At 69.2% G+C, this 18,175-nt stretch carries 16 protein-coding genes; 9 read left to right on the top strand and 7 right to left on the bottom strand.

The features are described 5' to 3' along the window. The first annotated feature begins 25 nt into the window (after positions 1-25). Both ACSVDO_RS07460 and ACSVDO_RS07455 read left to right on the top strand, forming a co-directional pair. Complete coding sequence (locus tag ACSVDO_RS07460) at positions 26-1,390, top strand: HlyD family type I secretion periplasmic adaptor subunit (RefSeq protein ID WP_489595646.1); 1,365 nt, start codon at positions 26-28, stop codon at positions 1,388-1,390. Positions 1,391-1,394: 4 nt separating this feature from the next. After that, on the top strand, positions 1,395-2,744 hold the full coding sequence (locus ACSVDO_RS07455) for a TolC family outer membrane protein (protein ID WP_489595644.1): 1,350 nt from the start codon (positions 1,395-1,397) through the stop codon (positions 2,742-2,744). A 3-nt stretch (positions 2,745-2,747) separates the two neighbouring features. On the opposite strand, the gene ACSVDO_RS07450 is transcribed toward ACSVDO_RS07455, so the two are convergent. Then, positions 2,748-5,294, bottom strand: a complete 2,547-nt coding sequence (locus ACSVDO_RS07450) for a penicillin acylase family protein (RefSeq protein ID WP_489595643.1) — start codon at positions 5,292-5,294, stop codon at positions 2,748-2,750. A 142-nt stretch (positions 5,295-5,436) separates the two neighbouring features. Between ACSVDO_RS07450 and ACSVDO_RS07445 the strand changes: the two genes are divergently transcribed. After that, on the top strand, positions 5,437-5,817 hold the full coding sequence (locus ACSVDO_RS07445) for a ubiquitin carboxyl-terminal hydrolase (RefSeq protein ID WP_332534447.1): 381 nt from the start codon (positions 5,437-5,439) through the stop codon (positions 5,815-5,817). Between the two features lie 28 nt (positions 5,818-5,845). On the opposite strand, the gene ACSVDO_RS07440 is transcribed toward ACSVDO_RS07445, so the two are convergent. The 3 genes from ACSVDO_RS07440 to tadA all read right to left on the bottom strand — a co-directional run bounded on the left by ACSVDO_RS07440 (position 5,846) and on the right by tadA (position 8,714). Next, positions 5,846-6,331 (bottom strand): hypothetical protein, encoded by a 486-nt coding sequence (locus ACSVDO_RS07440; protein WP_332534449.1) that lies wholly within the window; start codon positions 6,329-6,331, stop codon positions 5,846-5,848. 116 nt (positions 6,332-6,447) lie between these two features. After that, on the bottom strand, positions 6,448-7,473 hold the full coding sequence (locus ACSVDO_RS07435) for an LD-carboxypeptidase (protein WP_489595642.1): 1,026 nt from the start codon (positions 7,471-7,473) through the stop codon (positions 6,448-6,450). Positions 7,474-7,556: 83 nt separating this feature from the next. Continuing rightward, positions 7,557-8,714 (bottom strand): tRNA adenosine(34) deaminase TadA, encoded by a 1,158-nt coding sequence (gene tadA / locus ACSVDO_RS07430; RefSeq protein ID WP_489595640.1) that lies wholly within the window; start codon positions 8,712-8,714, stop codon positions 7,557-7,559. A 372-nt stretch (positions 8,715-9,086) separates the two neighbouring features. On the opposite strand from tadA, the gene ACSVDO_RS07425 reads away from it, so the two are divergent. Further along, the gene (locus tag ACSVDO_RS07425; protein ID WP_489595639.1) at positions 9,087-9,452 is read left to right on the top strand and encodes a TOBE domain-containing protein; all 366 of its coding nucleotides are present in this window, start codon (positions 9,087-9,089) and stop codon (positions 9,450-9,452) included. A gap of 6 nt (positions 9,453-9,458) precedes the next feature. On the opposite strand, the gene egtB is transcribed toward ACSVDO_RS07425, so the two are convergent. Both egtB and egtD read right to left on the bottom strand, forming a co-directional pair. Then, positions 9,459-10,685 carry an ergothioneine biosynthesis protein EgtB gene (gene egtB, locus ACSVDO_RS07420; protein ID WP_489595637.1) on the bottom strand — a complete coding sequence of 409 codons (1,227 nt, stop codon included), beginning with the start codon at positions 10,683-10,685 and terminating at the stop codon, positions 9,459-9,461. Between the two features lie 131 nt (positions 10,686-10,816). Beyond that, the gene (egtD, locus tag ACSVDO_RS07415; protein WP_489596356.1) at positions 10,817-11,758 is read right to left on the bottom strand and encodes an L-histidine N(alpha)-methyltransferase; all 942 of its coding nucleotides are present in this window, start codon (positions 11,756-11,758) and stop codon (positions 10,817-10,819) included. 285 nt (positions 11,759-12,043) lie between these two features. Here egtD and ACSVDO_RS07410 point away from each other — a divergent pair, with 285 nt between their 5' ends. From ACSVDO_RS07410 to ACSVDO_RS07390, 5 genes are all read left to right on the top strand, one after another. Next, positions 12,044-12,505 (top strand): CBS domain-containing protein, encoded by a 462-nt coding sequence (locus ACSVDO_RS07410; protein WP_489595635.1) that lies wholly within the window; start codon positions 12,044-12,046, stop codon positions 12,503-12,505. Positions 12,506-12,605: 100 nt separating this feature from the next. Further along, positions 12,606-13,175 (top strand): TetR/AcrR family transcriptional regulator, encoded by a 570-nt coding sequence (locus ACSVDO_RS07405; RefSeq protein ID WP_489595634.1) that lies wholly within the window; start codon positions 12,606-12,608, stop codon positions 13,173-13,175. After that, positions 13,172-14,947 carry an MFS transporter gene (locus tag ACSVDO_RS07400; protein WP_489595632.1) on the top strand — a complete coding sequence of 592 codons (1,776 nt, stop codon included), beginning with the start codon at positions 13,172-13,174 and terminating at the stop codon, positions 14,945-14,947. Before ACSVDO_RS07405 ends, ACSVDO_RS07400 begins: the two co-directional genes overlap by 4 nt. 41 nt (positions 14,948-14,988) lie before the next feature. Next, on the top strand, positions 14,989-16,107 hold the full coding sequence (locus ACSVDO_RS07395; protein ID WP_489595630.1) for an HlyD family secretion protein: 1,119 nt from the start codon (positions 14,989-14,991) through the stop codon (positions 16,105-16,107). Continuing rightward, entirely contained in the window at positions 16,104-17,489 is a 1,386-nt protein-coding gene (locus ACSVDO_RS07390) for an efflux transporter outer membrane subunit (RefSeq protein WP_489595628.1), read from the top strand. Before ACSVDO_RS07395 ends, ACSVDO_RS07390 begins: the two co-directional genes overlap by 4 nt. A 31-nt stretch (positions 17,490-17,520) precedes the next feature. On the opposite strand, the gene ACSVDO_RS07385 is transcribed toward ACSVDO_RS07390, so the two are convergent. Beyond that, positions 17,521-18,117 (bottom strand): OmpW/AlkL family protein, encoded by a 597-nt coding sequence (locus ACSVDO_RS07385; protein WP_332537969.1) that lies wholly within the window; start codon positions 18,115-18,117, stop codon positions 17,521-17,523. Positions 18,118-18,175 lie beyond the last annotated feature (58 nt).

Below are 18,175 nucleotides of genomic sequence, written 5' to 3'. Positions count from 1 at the left end.
CATTCCAAATTCAACGAGTCTTTCCATGACCCCCTCTCTTTCCACTCCCCTTGGCGCCTCGGCCATCGCTGCCGATGATGCCGGCCTCGCCACCGTCGACCCCAATGCCAAGGACGCGCGCCGCATAGGGCGCATAGGTCTCTGGACCCTGGCGCTGGGTTTCGGAGGCTTCCTGCTCTGGGCCGCGGTCGCGCCGCTCGATGAAGGCGTTCCCAGCGCCGGCATGGTGGCGATAGACACCAAGCGCAAGACCGTGCAGCACCTGTCGGGCGGCATCGTCAATCAGGTGCTGGTGCGTGAAGGCGACAAGGTGCGCGAAGGCCAGCTGCTGATGCGGCTGGACACTGCCACGGCCCGCGCCAACCACGAGTCGGCGCGCCAGCGCTACCTGGGCCTGCGCGCTATGCAGGCGCGGCTCACGGCCGAACATGCGGACGCTGCACAGCTGGTGTTTCACGCAGACCTGCATGCGGCCGCAGCCGATCCGTTGATCCGCCAGCACATGCAGACGCAGGAGCAGCTGTTCGCCACGCGCAAGCATCTGCTGCGCTCGGATCTGCAGTCGATAGAGGAAAGCATCGAAGGCCAGCGCGGCATGCAGCAGGCCTACACGCGCATGCTGGGCAACCGCCAGGCCCAGCAGGAATCGCTGGGCGAGGAACTGCGCAACCTGCGCGGCCTGGTCAGCGAAGGCTATGCGCCGCGCAACCGCCAGCTCGAGCTCGAGCGCATGGTGGCCGATTCGGGCAGCGCCATCGCGGACCTGCAGGGCAACACGGTGCGCGCCCAGCGCAGCATGGCCGAGCTGCGCCAGCGCGCGTTCTCGCGCCAGCAGGAGCAGCGCAAGGAAGTCCAGACCCAGCTTGCCGAAGTGGACCGCGAAGTGCTCGCCGAGCAGGAGAAGTTCAAGGCCCTGAGCGATGAACTCGCGCGCCTGGAAATCAGGTCGCCGGCCGATGGCCAGGTCGTGGGCCTGGCGCCGCAGACCGTGGGCGGCGTGATCCAGCCCGGCCAGAAGCTCATGGACATCGTTCCGGGCGACGCCCCGCTGCTGCTCGAAACCCAGGTCGCACCCCATCTGATCGATCGCGTGCGGGCGGAGCTGCCGGTCGATGTGCGTTTCTCGTCGTTCGCCCACTCGCCGCAGCTGGTGGTGCCGGGCAAGGTGCAGTCGGTTTCGTCCGACCTGCTGACCGACCCACAGACCATGATCAGCTACTACCTGGCGCGCATCGAAGTCACGGCCGAAGGCCTGCAGCGTCTGGGCAAGCGCCAGCTGCAGCCGGGCATGCCGGTGGAAGTGGTGTTCAAGACCGGCGAACGCAGCCTGTTGACCTATCTGCTGCACCCGTTGACCAAGCGCATCGCAGCCTCGCTGACCGAAGAGTGACGCCATGGTTTTTTCCACTGTGACACTGCGGCGCCTGCAGTTCTGCGCGCTGCTGGCCAGCAGCCTGGCCATGCCCGCCCAGGCGCTGGATCTGCGCCAGGCCTACGACGCCGCGTTCGCCCATGACGCGACGATACGCGCGGCGCGCGCCGGCACCGACGCGGCGCGCGAACGCCTGCCCCAGGCCCTGGCCCAGCGCCGCCCGCAGGTCGCGCTCAACGCCACGCGCAACTACAACGACCTGGAAAGCAAGAGCTTCGATGTGTTCGGCCAGCCGCGGCGCGCGAGCAACGACTACTACAGCGGCAACCAGACGCTGAGCCTGCGCCAGCCGCTGTACCGCCCTTACCTTGGCGCCCAGGTCGGGCAGGCGCGCGCCCAGGTCGATGAAGCCGACGCTTCGCTGGAGCGCGACGAACAGGCGCTGGTGGTGCGCGTCGGCGAAGCCTACTTCGACGCGCTGCTGGCGCGCGATCAGGTCGCGCTGCTGCAGGTGCAGAAGGCCAGCAATGCCTTGCAGCTCGACGCGGCGCGCAAGAGCTTTGCCGCCGGCACGGGATCGCGCACAGACATCGATGATGTCCAGGCCAGGCTGGACCTGACGCTGGCCCAGGAGCTCGAAGTCGCGCAGAACGTTGAATTCACCCAGCGCCGCCTCGAAGTGCTGACCGGACAGAACGCCGAAACGCTGGCCGGTCTCGATGTGCCGCGCTTCGTGCCACGGGCACCCCAGCCCCTGGGCCTGGACGACTGGATCGCGCGCGCCGAAGCCGCGAGCCCCGAACTGCAGGCGCTGCGCGCCCAGGGCGAAGCCGCGCGCCTGGAAGTGCAAAAGGCCCAGGCCGGCCACCGGCCCACGCTGGACGCCGTGGCCCAGTGGTCGCGCAGCCAGAGCGACAGCGTGTCCAACGTCAACGCGCGCCATGTCCAGAAGTCGGTGGGCCTGCAGCTGAGCATTCCGCTGTATTCGGGCGGCGCGGTCGACTCGCAGGTGCGCCAGGCGCTGGCCGGCGAGCAGCGCGCGCGCGAAGCGCTGGAAAGCGCCAGGCGCGAACTGGGCGTGCGCGTGCACCAGGAGTTGCGAGCCATGACCGAAGGCGTGCTGCGCGTGCGCGCGCTGGAGCAGGCCGAGCGCTCGGCGCAGCAGGCGCTGCTGTCGAACCAGAAATCGCTGCAGGCGGGCAGCCGCACCACGCTGGACCTGCTCCAGGCCGAGCAGCAGCACACCACCGCCTTGCGCGACCTGGCCCAGGGACGCTACCGGTATCTGCTGGCCCAGTTGCGGCTGCAAAGCCTCGCGGGACAGGACAGGCGGCAGAACATAGAGCAGGCCAATGCCTGGCTGTCGCCCTGAGGCTCAGTCGCTGGCGCGCGGCGCCAGCACCAGCTGGTGCGTCCAGCGCGCGGGCGTGCGCTGCAGCGGCCGGTACTGTCCCGCGGCCCAGGCGCCGCGCATGTCGGCATAGCGCGGCGAGAACACATTGCCGCTTTGCCCCGTCTGGAAGATGAAGCGCGACTGCTCCAGGTCGGCGAGATCGTAGAGCCCGCGCAGCGACGCCGCATGCCGGTTGGCGAAAGCTCCGCCCGCGACATCGCCCGCGTTGTACTGGCCGACATTGACCGTGTAGCCATCGCCCGACGACGGCGTCTGCACGTTGAAGAAGCGCGCCAGCGCGGCGACGCTGCCCAGCGGCCGGTGGCTGCTCACGGCGGGATGGGCGCGCCCCCAGCGCCATTGCGCGGGCCGCGAGCCGTAAGCTGACCGCAGCCGCTCCAGCGCGCGCTCGAGCGCCTGCGCCGACTGCTCGGCGCAACTGCGCGGCGCGCACCACCAGCCGTCGTCGCGCGCCAGAATCCCTTCGAGCGCCGCGCGGAAATCGCGCTTGCCATAGGTTGCGGCAAAGCGCGCGTTGCCTATGCGCGGCACGATCAGGCCGCGCGCGATTTCGTCGGCCCAGGCCGCGAACACCAGCGGCGCGCTGTGCTGCGCATCCATGCGGCCGTCGAATGTCCGCAGCAGCTCGGCGGTTTGCGCGGCCAGGGGATGATAGGCCTGGGCCGCTGCGGTGCGCAGCGCGGGCAGCAGCCGCTGCGTGGCCAGCGAAGTCACGTCGGTCTGTATTGCAGCCATGCTGTCGAGATCGTGCAGCGCGCGTGCTTCCAGCAGCTGCGCGATGCGGTCGTAGCGGTACGGCAGGTGCCAGTCCTGGGTCAGGAAATGCGCGTAGTCCGGGCCGGTGATGCGCTGGTTGGCGGTCGCTATCCAGCCGCGCTGCGCGCCGTCGTCCTGCGGCGTCTGCGCGTCGCTCAGCCAGCCCTGCCAGTCGTAGCGCGCCAACCAGCCGGGCGCGGGCGCGACACCGCGCAAGTCGTTGTCGGCGCCACGCACCGGCACCTTGCCCGCGGCCTTGAAGGCGATCGCGCCGTCGACATCGGCCATGACGATGCTTTGCATCGGCGAGTGGTAGTGGGCAAACGCCTGCTGCAGTTCGGCCACCGACTGCGCCTGGTTGGCCTGTAGGCCTGCGAGCACCGTGTGGTTGTCGGCGTCCAGCGCGCTCCAGCGCAGCGCCAGCACATACTTCGACAGGTCCAGCAGCTGGCCGTGGCTGGCCTGCACATCGCTGAGCACCGGGCCATGGCGCGTGGCGCGCAGCTGCAGCTGCAGATCGGCCTGGCCCTTGATGCGGATGACTTCCTCGCGCACGCTGAACGGCTCCCAGCCGGCGGGCGTGCGGTAGCGCGTCGCATCCTGTGCATCTATCTGTTCGAGGTACAGGTCCTGCACATCGGGGCTGGTATTGGTGAAGCCCCAGGCGACGCGCGCCGTGCGGCCCAGCACCACGAACGGCAGGCCCGGCAGCGTCGCGCCTATGGTGTCGATCGCCCCGATGGCCGCGCCATCGCTCGATTGCCCGGCCGGGGCCTGCAGGTGGGCGTAGTACCAGATGGCGGGTGCGCTCAGGCCCAGGTGCGGGTCGTTGGCCAGCAGCGGCTTGCCGCTGGTGCTGCGCGTGCCCGCCAGCACCCAGTTGTTGCTGCCTTTGCCGTCGTTGCTGCCGGCCTCCTGCACCAGCGCCCGGGCCCAGTCGGCGCGCGCCTGATCGATGGCGCCGGCCAGTCCGTTCAGACCGGCGGTCACGGGCGCTGGCGGCGCCTGCTGCGTGGCGTACACGCCCAGTCCGCGGTACAGCGCCGCCAGGTCCACGGCCGTAGCCGGTGCCTCCCCGGGATACGGCGGCATCAGCTGCCACAGGCGTTCGGTGTCCAGGCCGCGCAGCAGCGACAGGCGCGCGAACTCGTTGCCCCAGTTGCCGCCCAGGTCCAGCGCCAGCATCAGCGCCCAGCCCACGCTGTCTTCGGGCGACCAGGGCGCGCCGTCGCGCCCGCCCTCGCGTCCCGGCGTCACGCCCAGCAGCAGGAATTCGGGCGTCAGCGCCTGGGTACGGCCCGCATGGAAGGCGGCAATGCCTTCGCTGTAGGCCTGCAAGGCTTCACGCGCAGCCAGCGGCAGGCCCGCGTACTGGCGCTGCGCGGCGCCGCGGATGTCGAGCGCGCGCATCAGCTTGTCGGTTTCCAGCGTCGCCGGGCCCAGCACTTCGGACAGCGTGCCATGCATCACGCGGCGATTGAATTCAAGCTGCCAGCTGCGCTCCTGCGCATGCACAAGGCCTAGCGCGCGCCACAGGTCCTGCGGTGACTCGGCCGCGATGTGCGTGACATCGGCCGCGTCGCGGCGCACCTGCACCGGCTGCGCCAGCCCGGCGACGGCCAGCCTTCCGTCCAGCGGTGCCTGGGTGCGCAGCGCATAGACCGCGAGCGCCATGCCGCCCAGCAGCGCCAGCCCGACCAGCGCCACCGCGCCCCACTTCACCACGCCTGCTGCCCTGCGGCCTCGCTCCATTGTTTTCTCCGGTTGTTGTGTGCCCTGCCCCCGCTCTTGTAACTGCTGTACGCGCAAGCCGCAGCGCGGGCTTACCCCAGCCTGCCACAATCAGAGGTTTTCCGCGCACCGGCGCGGCCCCTGTTTCTACTTCGCACGCTGTATGTGGCCCTTCGATCTGTTCAAAAAACTCAGCCGCGACCCCGAGGTCGGTGAAACCCGCGGCGACTACATCGGCTGCTATTTGCTGGGCACGGAAACGCCGGGCCTGCATGACGCCAGCTACCACTCTCTGGCGCCCACGCGCGCCGTGCTGCTCGATGATGCGCGCAGCTTTCTGCAAGGCTTTTTGCAGCAGCACCCCGGACTGCCCGAATCCGAGCGTGCGGCGCTGCAGTCGCTGCTGGACAACCTCGAGGCGCGCGTGGACGCGCATCTTGCGGGCGACACGCGCCAGCCGCTGGCGGTGCAAGGCGGCAGCCACCTGTTCCTGCGCAAGGGCATGCGCGCGCGCAAAAAGGAACAGGGCCGCTACCTCGAGTAGCGGCCCTGTGGGCAGGAAGCGCCGCGGCTCAGAGGCCGTCGCGGTCCGAGTCGCCGGGAACGGCGCGTTCCACGCGGTCGCTCAGGCGTTGCCAGGCATCGCGCGCGGCGGGGCGCGCACGCTCCCAGTCCAGCGAGGACTTGCCGCGGGTGCTGCCCCAGTCCCGGCTCAGGTCGGCGTCGACTTCGTCAAATGAACGGCCCTGGTACTTGGAATAGGAATCCACCCCATAGCGGTAGGCCGGGCCGAACTCGTCATAGCTGGCACCGCTGACATAGGGACGGGACGCATAGTTGTCGCGCCAGTAGGTGTCTTCTTCCACCGGGTCGGCATTCGCCACCCCCTTGCCGGCCAGCGCACCGACAGCGGCACCGGCCAGCGCACCGACGGCAGCGCCGACGGGGCCTGTCATTCCACCAATGGCAGCGCCTGCGGCTGCACCACCTGCGACACCACCGGCCACGCCGCCGAGCACGGCGCCCGCGCCGGTAGCTGTCTTTTCCTTGTCGTCCATCTTGCTCTCCTGAAAGTGGTAGGAAGGCATGAAGATAGAGTCTGCACCGCGGCCGGTCTGACGGACAAAAACTACGTGGCGCGTGGGACAGCCGGATGCCTGACTGCCAGCCGCTTTCAGTGGGTATGACCCCAGTAGATCAACGCGTCACGCCCTTCGACGGAGAGCGAAACCTTGGCGCCCACGGGCAGCAGCACCTTGGTCTCGACATGGCCGAAAGGCAGGTTGGTCAGCACCGGCGCATTGATCTGCGCGCGCAGCCAGTCGACCACGCTTTGCAGCTTGTAGCCCTTGTCATGCGCGGCCAGCTTGTAGCCCGTGAACTGGCCCAGCACCACGGCGCGCTGCTTGGCCAGCACGCCCGCGTAGAGCAATTGGCTCAGCATGCGTTCGACACGGTAGGGATGCTCGCTCACGTCTTCGAGGAACAGGATGCCGCCGGGGACATCGGCCAGAAAAGGCGTGCCGACCAGCGAGGCCAGCATTGCCAGATTGCCGCCCCACAGGGTTGCATCCTGCAGGTAGATATCGGGCACGGCCGGCGAACCATCGGCGCGCGGCGCTTCCTTGTTCATGCGCCAGCCGCTGCCCTCGCCGCGCCCGGCAAGCAGGTCGTCGAAGCAGTCGAGCATGATGTCGTCGGGCTCTTCGGCCGCGCCGAAATCTGCGCCCAACGAAGGCCCGGCCCAGCTCACGGCGCCGACGCGCGCCAGCAGCGCGCTCTGGAATGCCGTGAAGTCGCTCAGGCCGACAAACTTGGTGCCGCCCTCGACGGCCCTGGCCACGGCCGGGTAGTCGATCTGCGGCAGCAGCCGGCCCAGGCCGTAGCCGCCGCGCGAAATCAGCGCCACGTCGGCGCCGCTGGCAGCCGCGCGGTGGATGGCGGCCAGCCGCGTGGCGTCGTCGCCCGCGAAGCGCGTGGAGCGCGACAGCGCGTCGGCATCGACTTCGACGTCATGGCCCAGCGCGCGCAGGCGCGCGATGCCGCGCTTGAACGCGGGCTTGTCGTTGACTGCGCTCGACGGCGAATAGACGTAGATGCGGCGCGGGCCGGAGACATGACCGCAGCAGGCGCCATCGGCGTCATGCTCGTGGTGGTCGTGGGAATGAGAATGGTGATGTTCGGTGGACTTCGAAGACAAGGCATTCAGGCTGCCGCTGCAGCCTGCTCCGTTAAGACAGGGGCCAGGGGACGCCCCCTGGGGCGGCTTCGAATGAAGCCGCTCTAAGATGGGCTGAAGTATTCCACAGCCTGCAAGGCCATGTCGGCGCTGTGTGCGGTGCCCCGGTTGCTGCGCAGGCCGCGCAGCAGCATTTCTTCGGCTGGCGCCTGATCCTGCGCGCAACCCATGGCCGCGAACGCCTGCAGCGCCGCGCGATGGCCGCGATCGGCAAAGGGCGCGTTCAGCGCCGCGCTGTCCGCGGGGTCGGCGCCCAGCGCGCTATCGAGCAGCAGCAGGCCCGCGAAACGTTCGCGCGCGGCCATTGCCAGCGGCGCGGCCAGCGCGGCGGCGCTGCGCTGCACCACCAGCACGCAGCGCTGCAGATCGGCCTGCTCCAGCAAATCCTGCAGGATGCGCAGATGCGCGTCCAGCGTGTGAAAGCCGGGCTTCTTGGGCTTGTCGCTCTTGCCGAAACCGATCAGGTCGGGCGCGACCACGCGGTGACCCGCGGCGAGGAACACCGGCGCCATGTGGCGGTACAGATAACTCCAGTCGGGCGCGCCGTGCAGGCACAGCCAGGTCAGCGGCGCGTCACGCGGGCCTTCATCGAGGTAATGCAGGCGCAGCCCCTGCAGGCTGGGCCAGTCGCTCGCGTGGCGCGGCGCCCAGGGGTAGTCGGGCAGGTGCGCAAACGCCGCATCGGGCGTGCGCAGTGCGTCGTCGCGCAGCGGGTGGGCCGCACGCGCCGCGGACTGGTTCTGGCGGCGGCGCTGCTGGAAGAACTGCGACAGCAGCGCGCTGCATTCCTGGGCCAGCACGCCGCGCACGATCTGCGTGTGGTGGTTCAGGCGCGGCTCGGCGAAAAGGTCGAGCACCGAGCCCGCGGCGCCGGTCTTGGGTTCGGCCGCGCCATAGACCACGCGCGCCACGCGCGCATGCAGGGCCGCGCCGCTGCACATCGCGCAGGGCTCGAGCGTCACGTACAGCGTGCAGCCGTCGAGGCGGTAGTTGCCCAGCTGCTGCGCGGCGTCGCGCAGCGCCTGGATTTCGGCATGGGCCGTCGGGTCGTTCGAAGCCACGGGCGCGTTGCGGCCCAGGCCCACGACCACGCCGTTCTTGACCACGACCGCGCCCACGGGCACTTCGCCGGCCTGGGCCGCGGCCTGCGCCTGGGCCAGCGCGGCGCGCATGCCGGCCTCGTCATCCATCAGCAATTCCATGAACTTTCTCAGGTTACCTGACCGCGAAACGCGGCTGTAGCCCGATCGTAATGCAGCCCGGCCAGGCCGGCCGCGAGCCGCCTTTTTCCGAGCTGCCTTTTTTTTAAGCACTGCGTCACAAGCCAATGCTGGCGCGGCTTTGCCGGGTTCACAGGAGAGTTTTCCACAGCTCCGTCCACACGCCCCGGGGATAAGAAGGCACAAAATAAATGCCCAAAACTGTGGATAAACACATGCCCAGTTGATGGTATAGCGAATAAAAAAGCCAGCCGGTGCGCACCCGGCTGGCTTGGCATGGTGGCGCGCGCGCTCAGAATTTCACATTGGCCGTGAGCCACAGCGTGCGGCCCGGCGGCGTGGTGCCGGCAATCGATGCCCCGCCCTGGAAGTATTGGCATCGAGTCGCTGGGCATTCTCAAGGGCAGTCTGGCCGCGATGCTGCTGGCGCTGGCCGCGCGATTTGCCGATTCCGCCGGCGGCTGGAACACCGTGCTGGGCCGCCTGCCCGCCGCGCAGCCGAACTATGCGCTGGGCAATGAAGTGCAGGTGCTGCTGCGCCCCGAGCACCTGCGGCTGGGGGCCAGCGGAATTGCCGCGACGGTGCTGGAATGCAAGTTCCGCGGCAGCCACCTGATCTACAGCCTGCAACTGCCGGACGGGCAAAGAATCATGGCGCAATCACCGCTGGCGCAGCGGCATGCACCCGAGGAAACGGTGTTTGCGCAGCTGGCGGTGTAGCGCGTTTCAGAGGTCGCGCGCCAGGCGCAGCCCGGTGAACTGCCAGCAGGCGCCGGCCGGAAAGAAGTTGCGGTAGGTGGGCCGCACATGGCCGGGCGGCGAGGCGCAGGAGCCGCCGCGCAGCACGTACTGGTTGACCATGAACTTGCCGTTGTACTCGCCGACCGCGCCTGCGGCGGGGCGAAACCCCGGGTAAGGCGCATAGCTCGACTGGGTCCATTCCCAGACTTCGCCGGGCGCGGCCTGCGCCGCGGGGTGCAGGCGCTGCGCTGTCGATGCCGGCTTGGCCAGCTGCGGCGCCGCGACTTCCCATTCGGCTTCGGTCGGCAGGCGCGCGCCCGCCCAGCGCGCATAGGCGTCGGCCTCGTAATAGCTCAGATGCACAACGGGCTGTGCCGGCTCGAGCGGCCGCAGGCCATGCAGCGTGAATTCGGCCCAGCCGCCTGCGTCCTGGCGCTGCCAGTACACAGGAGCCGTGCGCCGCTGGGCCTGCAGCCAGTCCCAGCCCTCCGACAGCCAATGGCCGGGCTCGGCATAGCCGCCGCCGTCGACAAACGCCTGGTATTCGGCATTGCTGACCGGGCGCGAGGCCAGCGCAAACGCGTTCAGATAGACGCTGTGGCGCGGCGCCTCGTTGTCAAACGCAAAGCCCTGGCCCGCATGGCCGATCTGGTACAGGCCGGCGTCCTGCGGCAGCCAGCGCAGCGCAGCCGGCCCCACCGACACCCGCGGGTTTTCAGCGTCCGCATACGCGGGCGCCAGCGGATTGCACGACAGCAGGTGCTTGATGTCGGTCAGCAGCAGTTCCTGGTGCTGCTGCTCATGCTGCAGTCCCAGCGCGATCAGCGCCGCCAGCGACGCGTCGCGTTCACCGGCCAGCAGCGCCTGCATGCGCGCATCGACCTGGGCGCGGTAGTCCAGCACCTGCTGCAGCCCGGGGCGCGTGATCAGCCCGCGCTGGGCGCGCGGATGGCGCGCGCCCACGCCCTGGTAGTAGGAGTTGAACAGCACGCGAAACGCCGGGTGGAACGGTGCAAAGCCCGGCTCATGCGGCTCAAGCACAAAGGTCTCGAAAAACCAGGTGGTATGGGCCAGATGCCATTTGACCGGGCTGGCATCGGGCATGGACTGCACGCAGCAGTCTTCGGCCGACAGCGGCGCGGCCAGTGCCAGGCTGGCCTGGCGCTGGCGGGCATAGGCAGCCGCCAAATCATTGCGCGGGGCCGACATCATGCACCTCCCGGTCATTGATTACGCTGCGCAAGACTTGGCATGTCCGGGGCCAGGGGCACCGAGCCAGGGCTGCCCCGCAGCGAAGGTGCCGCCCCCCTGGGGGGAAGGCGCGCAAGCGCCTCAGGGGAGGGTCAAGTCTTTGCATGGATGACGGCAAACCAGTCGCGTGAATCGGTCCAGGCCTTGCAGGCCTTGAAGCCGGCCTGGGTCAGCATCTGCAGGAACAGCGGCAGCGGGTACTTGTAGCTGTTCTCGGTATGGATGCGCTCGCCTTGCGCAAACGCGCGCGCGCCGCCGGGCCAGCGCACCTGCTGGTCGGCGCGCGCCTGCAGGTGCATTTCAATGCGCGAATGCGCGGCATTGAAGAACGCCACATGTTCCCATTGCGCGGCATCGAAGTCGCTGCCCAGGCATTGGTTCACATGCGCCAGCGCGTTGCGGTTGAATTCGGCGGTGACGCCGGCCGCGTCGTTGTACGCGGCTTCAAGCACCTGCAGATCCTTGGGCAGGTCTATGCCTATCAGCAGGCCGCCGCCCTCGCCTGCCAGCGCGCGCATCTGGCGCAGCAGCGTCATTGACTGGTCGGGATCGAAATTGCCTATCGATGAGCCCGGGTAGAACACCAGCCTGCCCTGCGCGCCAATGCGCGCCGGCAGCGTCACGGGCGCGGTGATGTCCGCTTCTACCGCGCAGACCTCCAGGCCGGGAAATTCGCGCGCTACGCCATCGACCGCAGCCTGCACGAACGGCCCCGCGATGTCGACGCCGACAAAGCACCGCGGCTGGAGTGCCGCCAGCAGCAGCCGCACTTTCTCGCAATTGCCCGCGCCCAGCTCGATCAGGCTGGTGCAGGGCCCTACGCTGCGCGCAATGTCGCCGCCGCGCGCCTGCAGCAGCGCTTTTTCGGTGCGTGTCGGGTAGTACTCGGGCAGGCGCGTGATGTCCTCGAAAAGCTCGCAGCCGCGCTGGTCGTAGAAATACTTGGCGGAAATGTGCGCCGGCGTGTGCAGCAGGCCGCGTTCCAGCGCCTGGCGCTCGGGCTCCGGCGCCGGAACATCGGGCAGCGTGGACATGGATGGGGGTGCCTCGGCATGGGCGGGAGCAACGGAAAGCAACATGTGCGCGGACCTTCCCGGAAAAGCAGCAAGAACGTCGCTCCCGGCGGCGGCTTGCCTGCCGGGAACCGACCCAGGCTCCAGCCTAGCCATGCAGGCGCGCGCTTTGGGTAGGACAGGAGCGCATGCAGGGCGCGCGCGCCCGGCGCGCATTGACCCGCCGCGCTGTTGGAGCCATCATCTTCAGCAGGCATAGGCGCCCGGCAGCGGGCGCCCACATCGCTTTCCTTACGGGAGACTGCCATGAGCGAACGTTTGACCGCCGGCGAAATCTGCACGCGCGAAGTCGCCATTGCCTATCGCCATACCGATCTCGTCACCGCGGCCCGGCTGATGCGCGAACACCATGTGGGCGCGCTGGTCGTGGTCGATGACACCCAGGGCCTGCGCACCGTTGCCGGCGTGCTCACCGACCGCGACATCGTGATTTCCGTGGTGGCGCCCGAGCTGGCCCCCGACAGCCTCACGGTGGGCGAAGTCATGAGCGCCAAGCCCGTGACCGCAGCCGAGGACGCCTCGCTGATCGATGTGCTGCGCAGCATGCGCGCCCACGGCGTGCGCCGCATTCCCGTGGTCACGGCGCAGCAGGTGCTGATCGGCCTGGTGGCGCTGGACGACATCCTCGAAGTCCTGGCCCAGGAAATGGGCATGCTGGCCGCGACCATAGGCCGCGGCATGCAGCGCGAGCGCGACCAGCGCAACTGAAACCCGCCGGCCGTGCGCGCCGGGCGCAAATGCCGCAGCCGCACAGGGCCATTCATCGCGCCGCCCAAATAACGGACAAAATTGTCCGATAATTGCAACCATGAACTCCCCGATTGCCAAACGCCCCGACGCGGCGCTGCGCCGTGCGCAGCTGCTTGACGCGGCCGATGCCGTGTTCACCGTGCACGGCGTCAATGCACCGCTGGAACTCGTGGTCGAGCACGCGGGCGTGGGCCGCGCCACGCTGTACCGGCAGTTTCCCGACCGCGATGCCATCCTGCTGGGCCTGCTCGAGCGCTCGACCCAGCGCCTGCACGACCAGGCGCTCAAGCTTGAAGACAGTGCCGATGCGTTCTTCGAACTGATGGCCTACCTGTCCGAACGCATAGTGAGCTCGCCCACGCTGTCAGATTACTGGCGCAGCGCCAGCCTCAACGACCCGCGCTTCAAGGCCGTGCGCCAGCGCGCCTGGGATGCGTTTGCGCCGGCGCTCGAACGCGCCCAGGCGCAGGGCCTGGTGCGCGCCGACGTGCAGGCGCGCGACCTGTCGCTGCTGATCGGCATGCTGGGCGCAGCGCTGCGCGGCAGCAGCGACGCCGAGCGCCGGCGCCTGGCACGCCAGGCCATGGGAATCATCCGCCGCGGTCTGCAGCCCGACGCCGCCGCATGACCGAAACCGTCTACCTGCGTCGCCCGCCCGATTGGGAGGAGCACGAGAAGCCGGCCCTGCCCGGCTCACCGGCCATGCTGTCGCACGCTCCCTGGGAGCGCGTGTGCTATGCGCTGGTCGCCATCCTGGTCGGCCTGACCGGCGGCCTGGGCAATGCGCTGTTCAGCGTCAACCTGCCCACCATCCAGGGCCAGATGGGCATGACGCCCAGCGAAGCCGCCTGGCTCACGGGCGCCTATGTCACGTTCAGCGTCACCGCCAACCTGCTGGTCTACAAGTTCCGCCAGCAGTACGGCATGCGACTTTTCACCGAGATCAGCCTGGGCCTGTATGCGCTGCTGTGCGTGCTGCACCTGGTGCTGGGCAGCGCGCAAAGCCTGCTGTGGCTGCGCGGCGCCAGCGGCCTGGCCGCCGCGGCCTGCACCTCGCTGGCCACGCTCTACATGCTGCAGGCCATGCCGCGCGTGCATGTGCTCAAGATGCTGGTGCTGGGCGTGGGCATCAGCCAGCTCGCCACGCCGCTGGCCTGGCTGCTGTCGCCCAGCCTGCTGGACCACGGCCAGTGGCACAACCTCTACTGGTTCGAAGCCGGCCTGGCGCTGATGTCGTTTGCCGCCGTGGTGCTGCTCAAGCTGCCCGCGGGCGTGCAGTTCCAGGCGTTCGAGAAACGCGACTTCCTGAGCATCGCGCTGCTGGTGCCCGGCGTGGGCCTGCTGGTCGCGGTGCTGGTGCAGGGCACGACGCGCTGGTGGTTCGACGCGCCTGAACTGGCGTGGATGCTGATTGCCTCGATGCTGCTGCTGCTCACCGGCCTGTACCTCGAGCACCACCGGCGCAACCCGCTGCTGCACACGCGCTGGTTCACCCAGGGCGCGACGATACGCTTCGTGATCGGCGCCATCGTGCTGCGCTTTCTGACCACCGAGCAAAGCTACGGCGTGGTCGGCATGCTGCGCACGCTGGGCATGGCGCCCGACCAGATGCAGCCGCTGTTCGGCGTGATCCTGGTGGGCACCGTGCTGGGCATGCTGCTGTCGGCGCTGACTTTCGGCCTGGAACGCGTGGGCCCGCAGTTGCTGGCGGCGCTGGTGCTGCTGGGCGCCGCGACCTGGATGGACTTCGGCCGCACCAGCCTGGACCGGCCCGCGGACTTCTTCGTGAGCCAGTTCCTGCTGGCCATGGGCTCGGGCATTTTCATGGGCCCGCTGATGCTGCTGGGCATGGTGCAAGGCCTCAAGAACGGCCCCAACCACATGCTCACCGCCATCCTGACGATTTCCATCACCCAGTCGCTGGGCGGGCTCGCGGGCTCGGCGCTGCTGGGCACCTACCAGATCCACCGCGCCCAGGCCTATTCGGTCGCGCTGTCGCAGCAGATCAACCCGGCCGAGCCCCAGGTCGCCCAGCGCCTGCAGCTGCAGCAGCAGGCGCTGGCCAGCCAGATCACCGACCCCGCGCTGCGCGCCGCCCAGGCCACGGCCCAGCTGGGCCAGGTCGTGCGGCGCGAAGCCCAGGTGCGCGCCTTCAACGATGTGTTTCGCGTCGTCGCGCTGGTCGCGCTGGCGTATCTGGCCTGGTCGCTGTTCGAGGCCGGGCGCGCGCGCCGCGCCAGCCGCCTCGAAGCCGTGCGCAACGCGCGGCATACCGCGGAGACCACGCCGGAAGTGGGCACCGATGCCGCTGTCGCGCCCGACTCCGAAGACGACGATGCGCCCGACTCCATGCCCGCCAATGCCCGCGCCGGGCCCAGGGCCGCGCCCGCCGCCGCCTGACGCCCCGCCTCCTTTCGCTCCACCACAACAACCGAATACCCATGAGCGCTACCACCACCCCCGCTACCCCTGCCGCCCCGGCCGCCGCCGGCCCTTCGCCCACGCCCAAGAAAGAGCGCCCCAGCCTGCGCAGCGCGCTGCTGATGGCCGCGCTGGCCGCCGTGGGCATCGTGCTGGTGCTGCGCGCCTGGAACGTAGGCCCGTTCGAGACCAGCGACATCTCCACCGACAACGCCTATGTGCGCGGCCAGGTGACCGTGCTTGCGCCCCAGGTCAACGGCTATGTGACCGAAGTGCTGGTGCACGACTACGAACATGTGAGCGTGGGCCAGCCCCTGGTGCATATCGACACGCGCAGCTATGAAGCCGCGCTGGCCCAGGCCCAGGCCCAGCTCGCGAATGCACGCGCGCAGCTCGCCAACTCGGCCCAGACCCAGTCGCAGAACCAGGCCGGCCTGCAGGTGCGCCAGGCGACGCTGGCCGCGGCCCAGGCCGAGGCCGAACGCGCGCGCGCCGAGCTGCAGCGCGTCGAGGAGCTGGCCGCGCGCGGCTCGGTCTCGCTCAACGAGCGCGACAAGGTGCGCGCCACGGCGCGCCTGGCCGCGGCCAATGTCGCCAAGGCCCAGGGCGACATCGCCATCGGCCAGCAGAGCATCAAGGCGACGACCGTCAACCGCGATGCCCTCGAAGCCGCGGTGCAGATGGCCCAGGCCCAGGTGCGCCAGGCCCAGATCAATCTCGACAACACCACGGTGCGCGCGCCCAGCGACGGCCAGGCCAGCGAAGTCTCGGTGCGCCAGGGCCAGTATGTCGCCGCGGGCAGCCAGCTGCTGTATGTGGTGCCGCCCCAGCTCTGGGTGATCGCCAACTTCAAGGAAACCCAGACCGCCCAGGTGCGCATAGGCCAGCCCGCGCGCTTCACCGTCGATGGGCTCAACGGCGCCACGCTGACCGGCAAGGTGCTGGAGATCGCCCCGGCCACGGGCTCGGAATTCAGCGTGCTCAAGGCCGACAACGCGACCGGCAATTTCACCAAGGTCGTGCAGCGCCTGCCGGTGAAGATCGCGATCGACGCCGACCAGCCGCTGGCCGCGCGCCTGCGCCCCGGCATGTCCGTCGTCACCCATGTCGACACGCGCGAACAGAAAGCCCAGCCATGAAGCGCCTGGCCCTTTTATCCCCCTTGCTTGTCGCCCTGCTTGCGGGCTGCGCGGCGCCGCAGCCCAACGCCCCCGACATGCTGGCCACCGTGGCGCTGCCCGCGCAGTGGAGCGTGGCCGCGCCCGCCGGCGCACCGGCCGCCATTGCCGCCGACTGGTGGAGCCAGCTGGGTGACCCCCAGCTCGAGCGCCTGGTCGCCCAGGCGCTGGCACAGAACAACGATCTGCAGACCGCCATGGCCCGGGTGCGCGAAGCCCAGGCCCAGCTGGCCAGCGCCGACGCCGCGCAGTCGCCGCAGCTCAACGCCACCTTGGGCGCGCAGTCAGGGCGCAGCCTGGGGGCCTTCGGCCCGACGCATACGCGCTCGCTGCAGCCCGGGCTGCAGGCCAGTTGGGAGCTCGATGTCTGGGGCCGGCTGTCGCAGCTCGAACAGGCCGCGGGCGCGCGTCTGCAGGCCAGCGAAGCCGACCGCGACGCGGTGGCGCTGAACGTCGCCGCGACCACCGTGCAGGCCTATGTGGGCCTGCGCGCGCTGCAGGCCCAGCAGGCTATCAGCCAAGCCACCGTGGCGGCGCGCGATGAGGCGCTGCAGCTGGCGCGCGACCAGGTGCGCGTGGGCTACATCTCGCAGCTGCAGCAGACCCAGGCCCAGGCCGAACTCGCGGCCGTGCAGCAGCAGGTGGAGCAGTTGAACTGGCAGATCGACAAGCAGCGCAGCACGCTTGATCTGCTGCTGGGCCAGGCAGGCGGCGCCGACGTGGCGCTGGACGCGCCGCGCATTACTTTGCAGGAACTGGCGCTGCCGCCCGTGCCCGCGAGCCTGCCGTCACAGCTGCTTGAACGCCGGCCCGACATCGCGCGCGCCGCGGCGCTGCTGGCCGCCAGCGACCACCAGCTGCAGGCCCAGCGCGCGGCCTTCCTGCCCCAGGTGAGCCTGAGCGCCAGCGTGGGCAGCCTGATGGTCAATGCGCTGAACTACAACCCGCTGACCGTGTGGAGCCTGGGCGGCAGCCTGCTGGCGCCGCTGTTCGACGCCGGCCGGCTGCGCGCCCAGGCCGATGTCGTCGGCGCCCAGCGCGACCAGGCCGCGCTGGCCTACCGCGGCGCGGTGCTCGCGGCCTTCGCCGACACCGAGAACGCGCTCACCGGCAGCGCCCGCCTCGCGCGCCAGACGCAGTTTGCAATCGAGCGGCGCGACGTGCTGCAGCAAAGCCTCACGTTTGCGCACGACCGCTACCAGGCCGGCTATGCGAGCTATATCGAGGAACTCGACGCCCAGCGCAATCTCTATGCGGCGCAGCTTGAAGTGGTGCGCCTGCACCAGGCCGAACTCGACAACCGGGTGCAGCTGTACAAGGCGCTGGGAGGTGGGTGGAGGTAAGCCTTTCCCCAACCCACTTGCCTGCCCGCGCTTAGAAGCGGTAGCCCAGGCCCACGCCCACCAGCACGGGATTGATCTTGAAATTGCCGGCATTGGCGCCGTTGAGCGTCACATCGGTGTTGATGTAGACCTTCTTCACATCGAAGTTCAGCGACCACTGCTTGTTCAGCGGAACGTCGACGCCGACCTGCAGCGCGCCGCCCCAGCTGCTGCGCTTCACATCGGCCGCGCCGCCCAGCAGCTTGACGCTGGAGAAACGCGTGTAGTTGATACCGGCGCCCACATACGGCTTGAAGCTGCCGAACTGCGTGAAATGGTATTGGGCCAGCAGGCTGGGTGGCAGGTGCTTGAGCGTTCCCAGGTAGCCGGCAACGCTCGAATGCACATCCTGCTTCTGCGGCACGGTCAGCACCAGTTCGGCCGCGAAATTCGGGCTGAAGAAGTAGGTGATGTCGAGCTCGGGAATGGTCTTGTTGTTGATCGACAGGCCCAGGCCGGTGCTGTCCTTGTTGGCGCTGTCGAGGTGCACGGCGCGCGCGCGCACCAGCCAGGGGCCTTCGGTCTGGGCCATGGCGGCACCCGAAGTCAAGGCACAGACAGCGGCGGCGGCGAGGAGGATTTTCTTCATGGTGTGGCAATCTTCTACCGGGGACAACCCCCGTGAAAACCATTGGACACCGCGCCCC

It is taken from the genome of Comamonas sp. DB36 (assembly GCF_057914905.1).
The sequence above is the reverse complement of the archived record's forward strand: the minus strand, read 5'-3'. Positions and strand labels throughout refer to the sequence as shown.

What these genes read in the sequence shown, in the direction of transcription:
- ACSVDO_RS07460 (WP_489595646.1), top strand. Translation starts at nt 26, where the DNA reads ATGACCCCCTCTCTTTCCACTCCCCTTGGCGCCTCGGCCATCGCTGCC.
- ACSVDO_RS07455 (WP_489595644.1), top strand. Translation starts at nt 1,395, where the DNA reads ATGGTTTTTTCCACTGTGACACTGCGGCGCCTGCAGTTCTGCGCGCTG.
- ACSVDO_RS07450 (WP_489595643.1), bottom strand. Translation starts at nt 5,294, where the DNA reads ATGGAGCGAGGCCGCAGGGCAGCAGGCGTGGTGAAGTGGGGCGCGGTG.
- ACSVDO_RS07445 (WP_332534447.1), top strand. Translation starts at nt 5,437, where the DNA reads ATGTGGCCCTTCGATCTGTTCAAAAAACTCAGCCGCGACCCCGAGGTC.
- ACSVDO_RS07440 (WP_332534449.1), bottom strand. Translation starts at nt 6,331, where the DNA reads ATGGACGACAAGGAAAAGACAGCTACCGGCGCGGGCGCCGTGCTCGGC.
- tadA (WP_489595640.1), bottom strand. Translation starts at nt 8,714, where the DNA reads ATGGAATTGCTGATGGATGACGAGGCCGGCATGCGCGCCGCGCTGGCC.
- ACSVDO_RS07425 (WP_489595639.1), top strand. Translation starts at nt 9,087, where the DNA reads ATGCCCCGCCCTGGAAGTATTGGCATCGAGTCGCTGGGCATTCTCAAG.
- egtB (WP_489595637.1), bottom strand. Translation starts at nt 10,685, where the DNA reads ATGATGTCGGCCCCGCGCAATGATTTGGCGGCTGCCTATGCCCGCCAG.
- egtD (WP_489596356.1), bottom strand. Translation starts at nt 11,758, where the DNA reads ATGTCCACGCTGCCCGATGTTCCGGCGCCGGAGCCCGAGCGCCAGGCG.
- ACSVDO_RS07410 (WP_489595635.1), top strand. Translation starts at nt 12,044, where the DNA reads ATGAGCGAACGTTTGACCGCCGGCGAAATCTGCACGCGCGAAGTCGCC.
- ACSVDO_RS07405 (WP_489595634.1), top strand. Translation starts at nt 12,606, where the DNA reads ATGAACTCCCCGATTGCCAAACGCCCCGACGCGGCGCTGCGCCGTGCG.
- ACSVDO_RS07400 (WP_489595632.1), top strand. Translation starts at nt 13,172, where the DNA reads ATGACCGAAACCGTCTACCTGCGTCGCCCGCCCGATTGGGAGGAGCAC.
- ACSVDO_RS07395 (WP_489595630.1), top strand. Translation starts at nt 14,989, where the DNA reads ATGAGCGCTACCACCACCCCCGCTACCCCTGCCGCCCCGGCCGCCGCC.
- ACSVDO_RS07390 (WP_489595628.1), top strand. Translation starts at nt 16,104, where the DNA reads ATGAAGCGCCTGGCCCTTTTATCCCCCTTGCTTGTCGCCCTGCTTGCG.
- ACSVDO_RS07385 (WP_332537969.1), bottom strand. Translation starts at nt 18,117, where the DNA reads ATGAAGAAAATCCTCCTCGCCGCCGCCGCTGTCTGTGCCTTGACTTCG.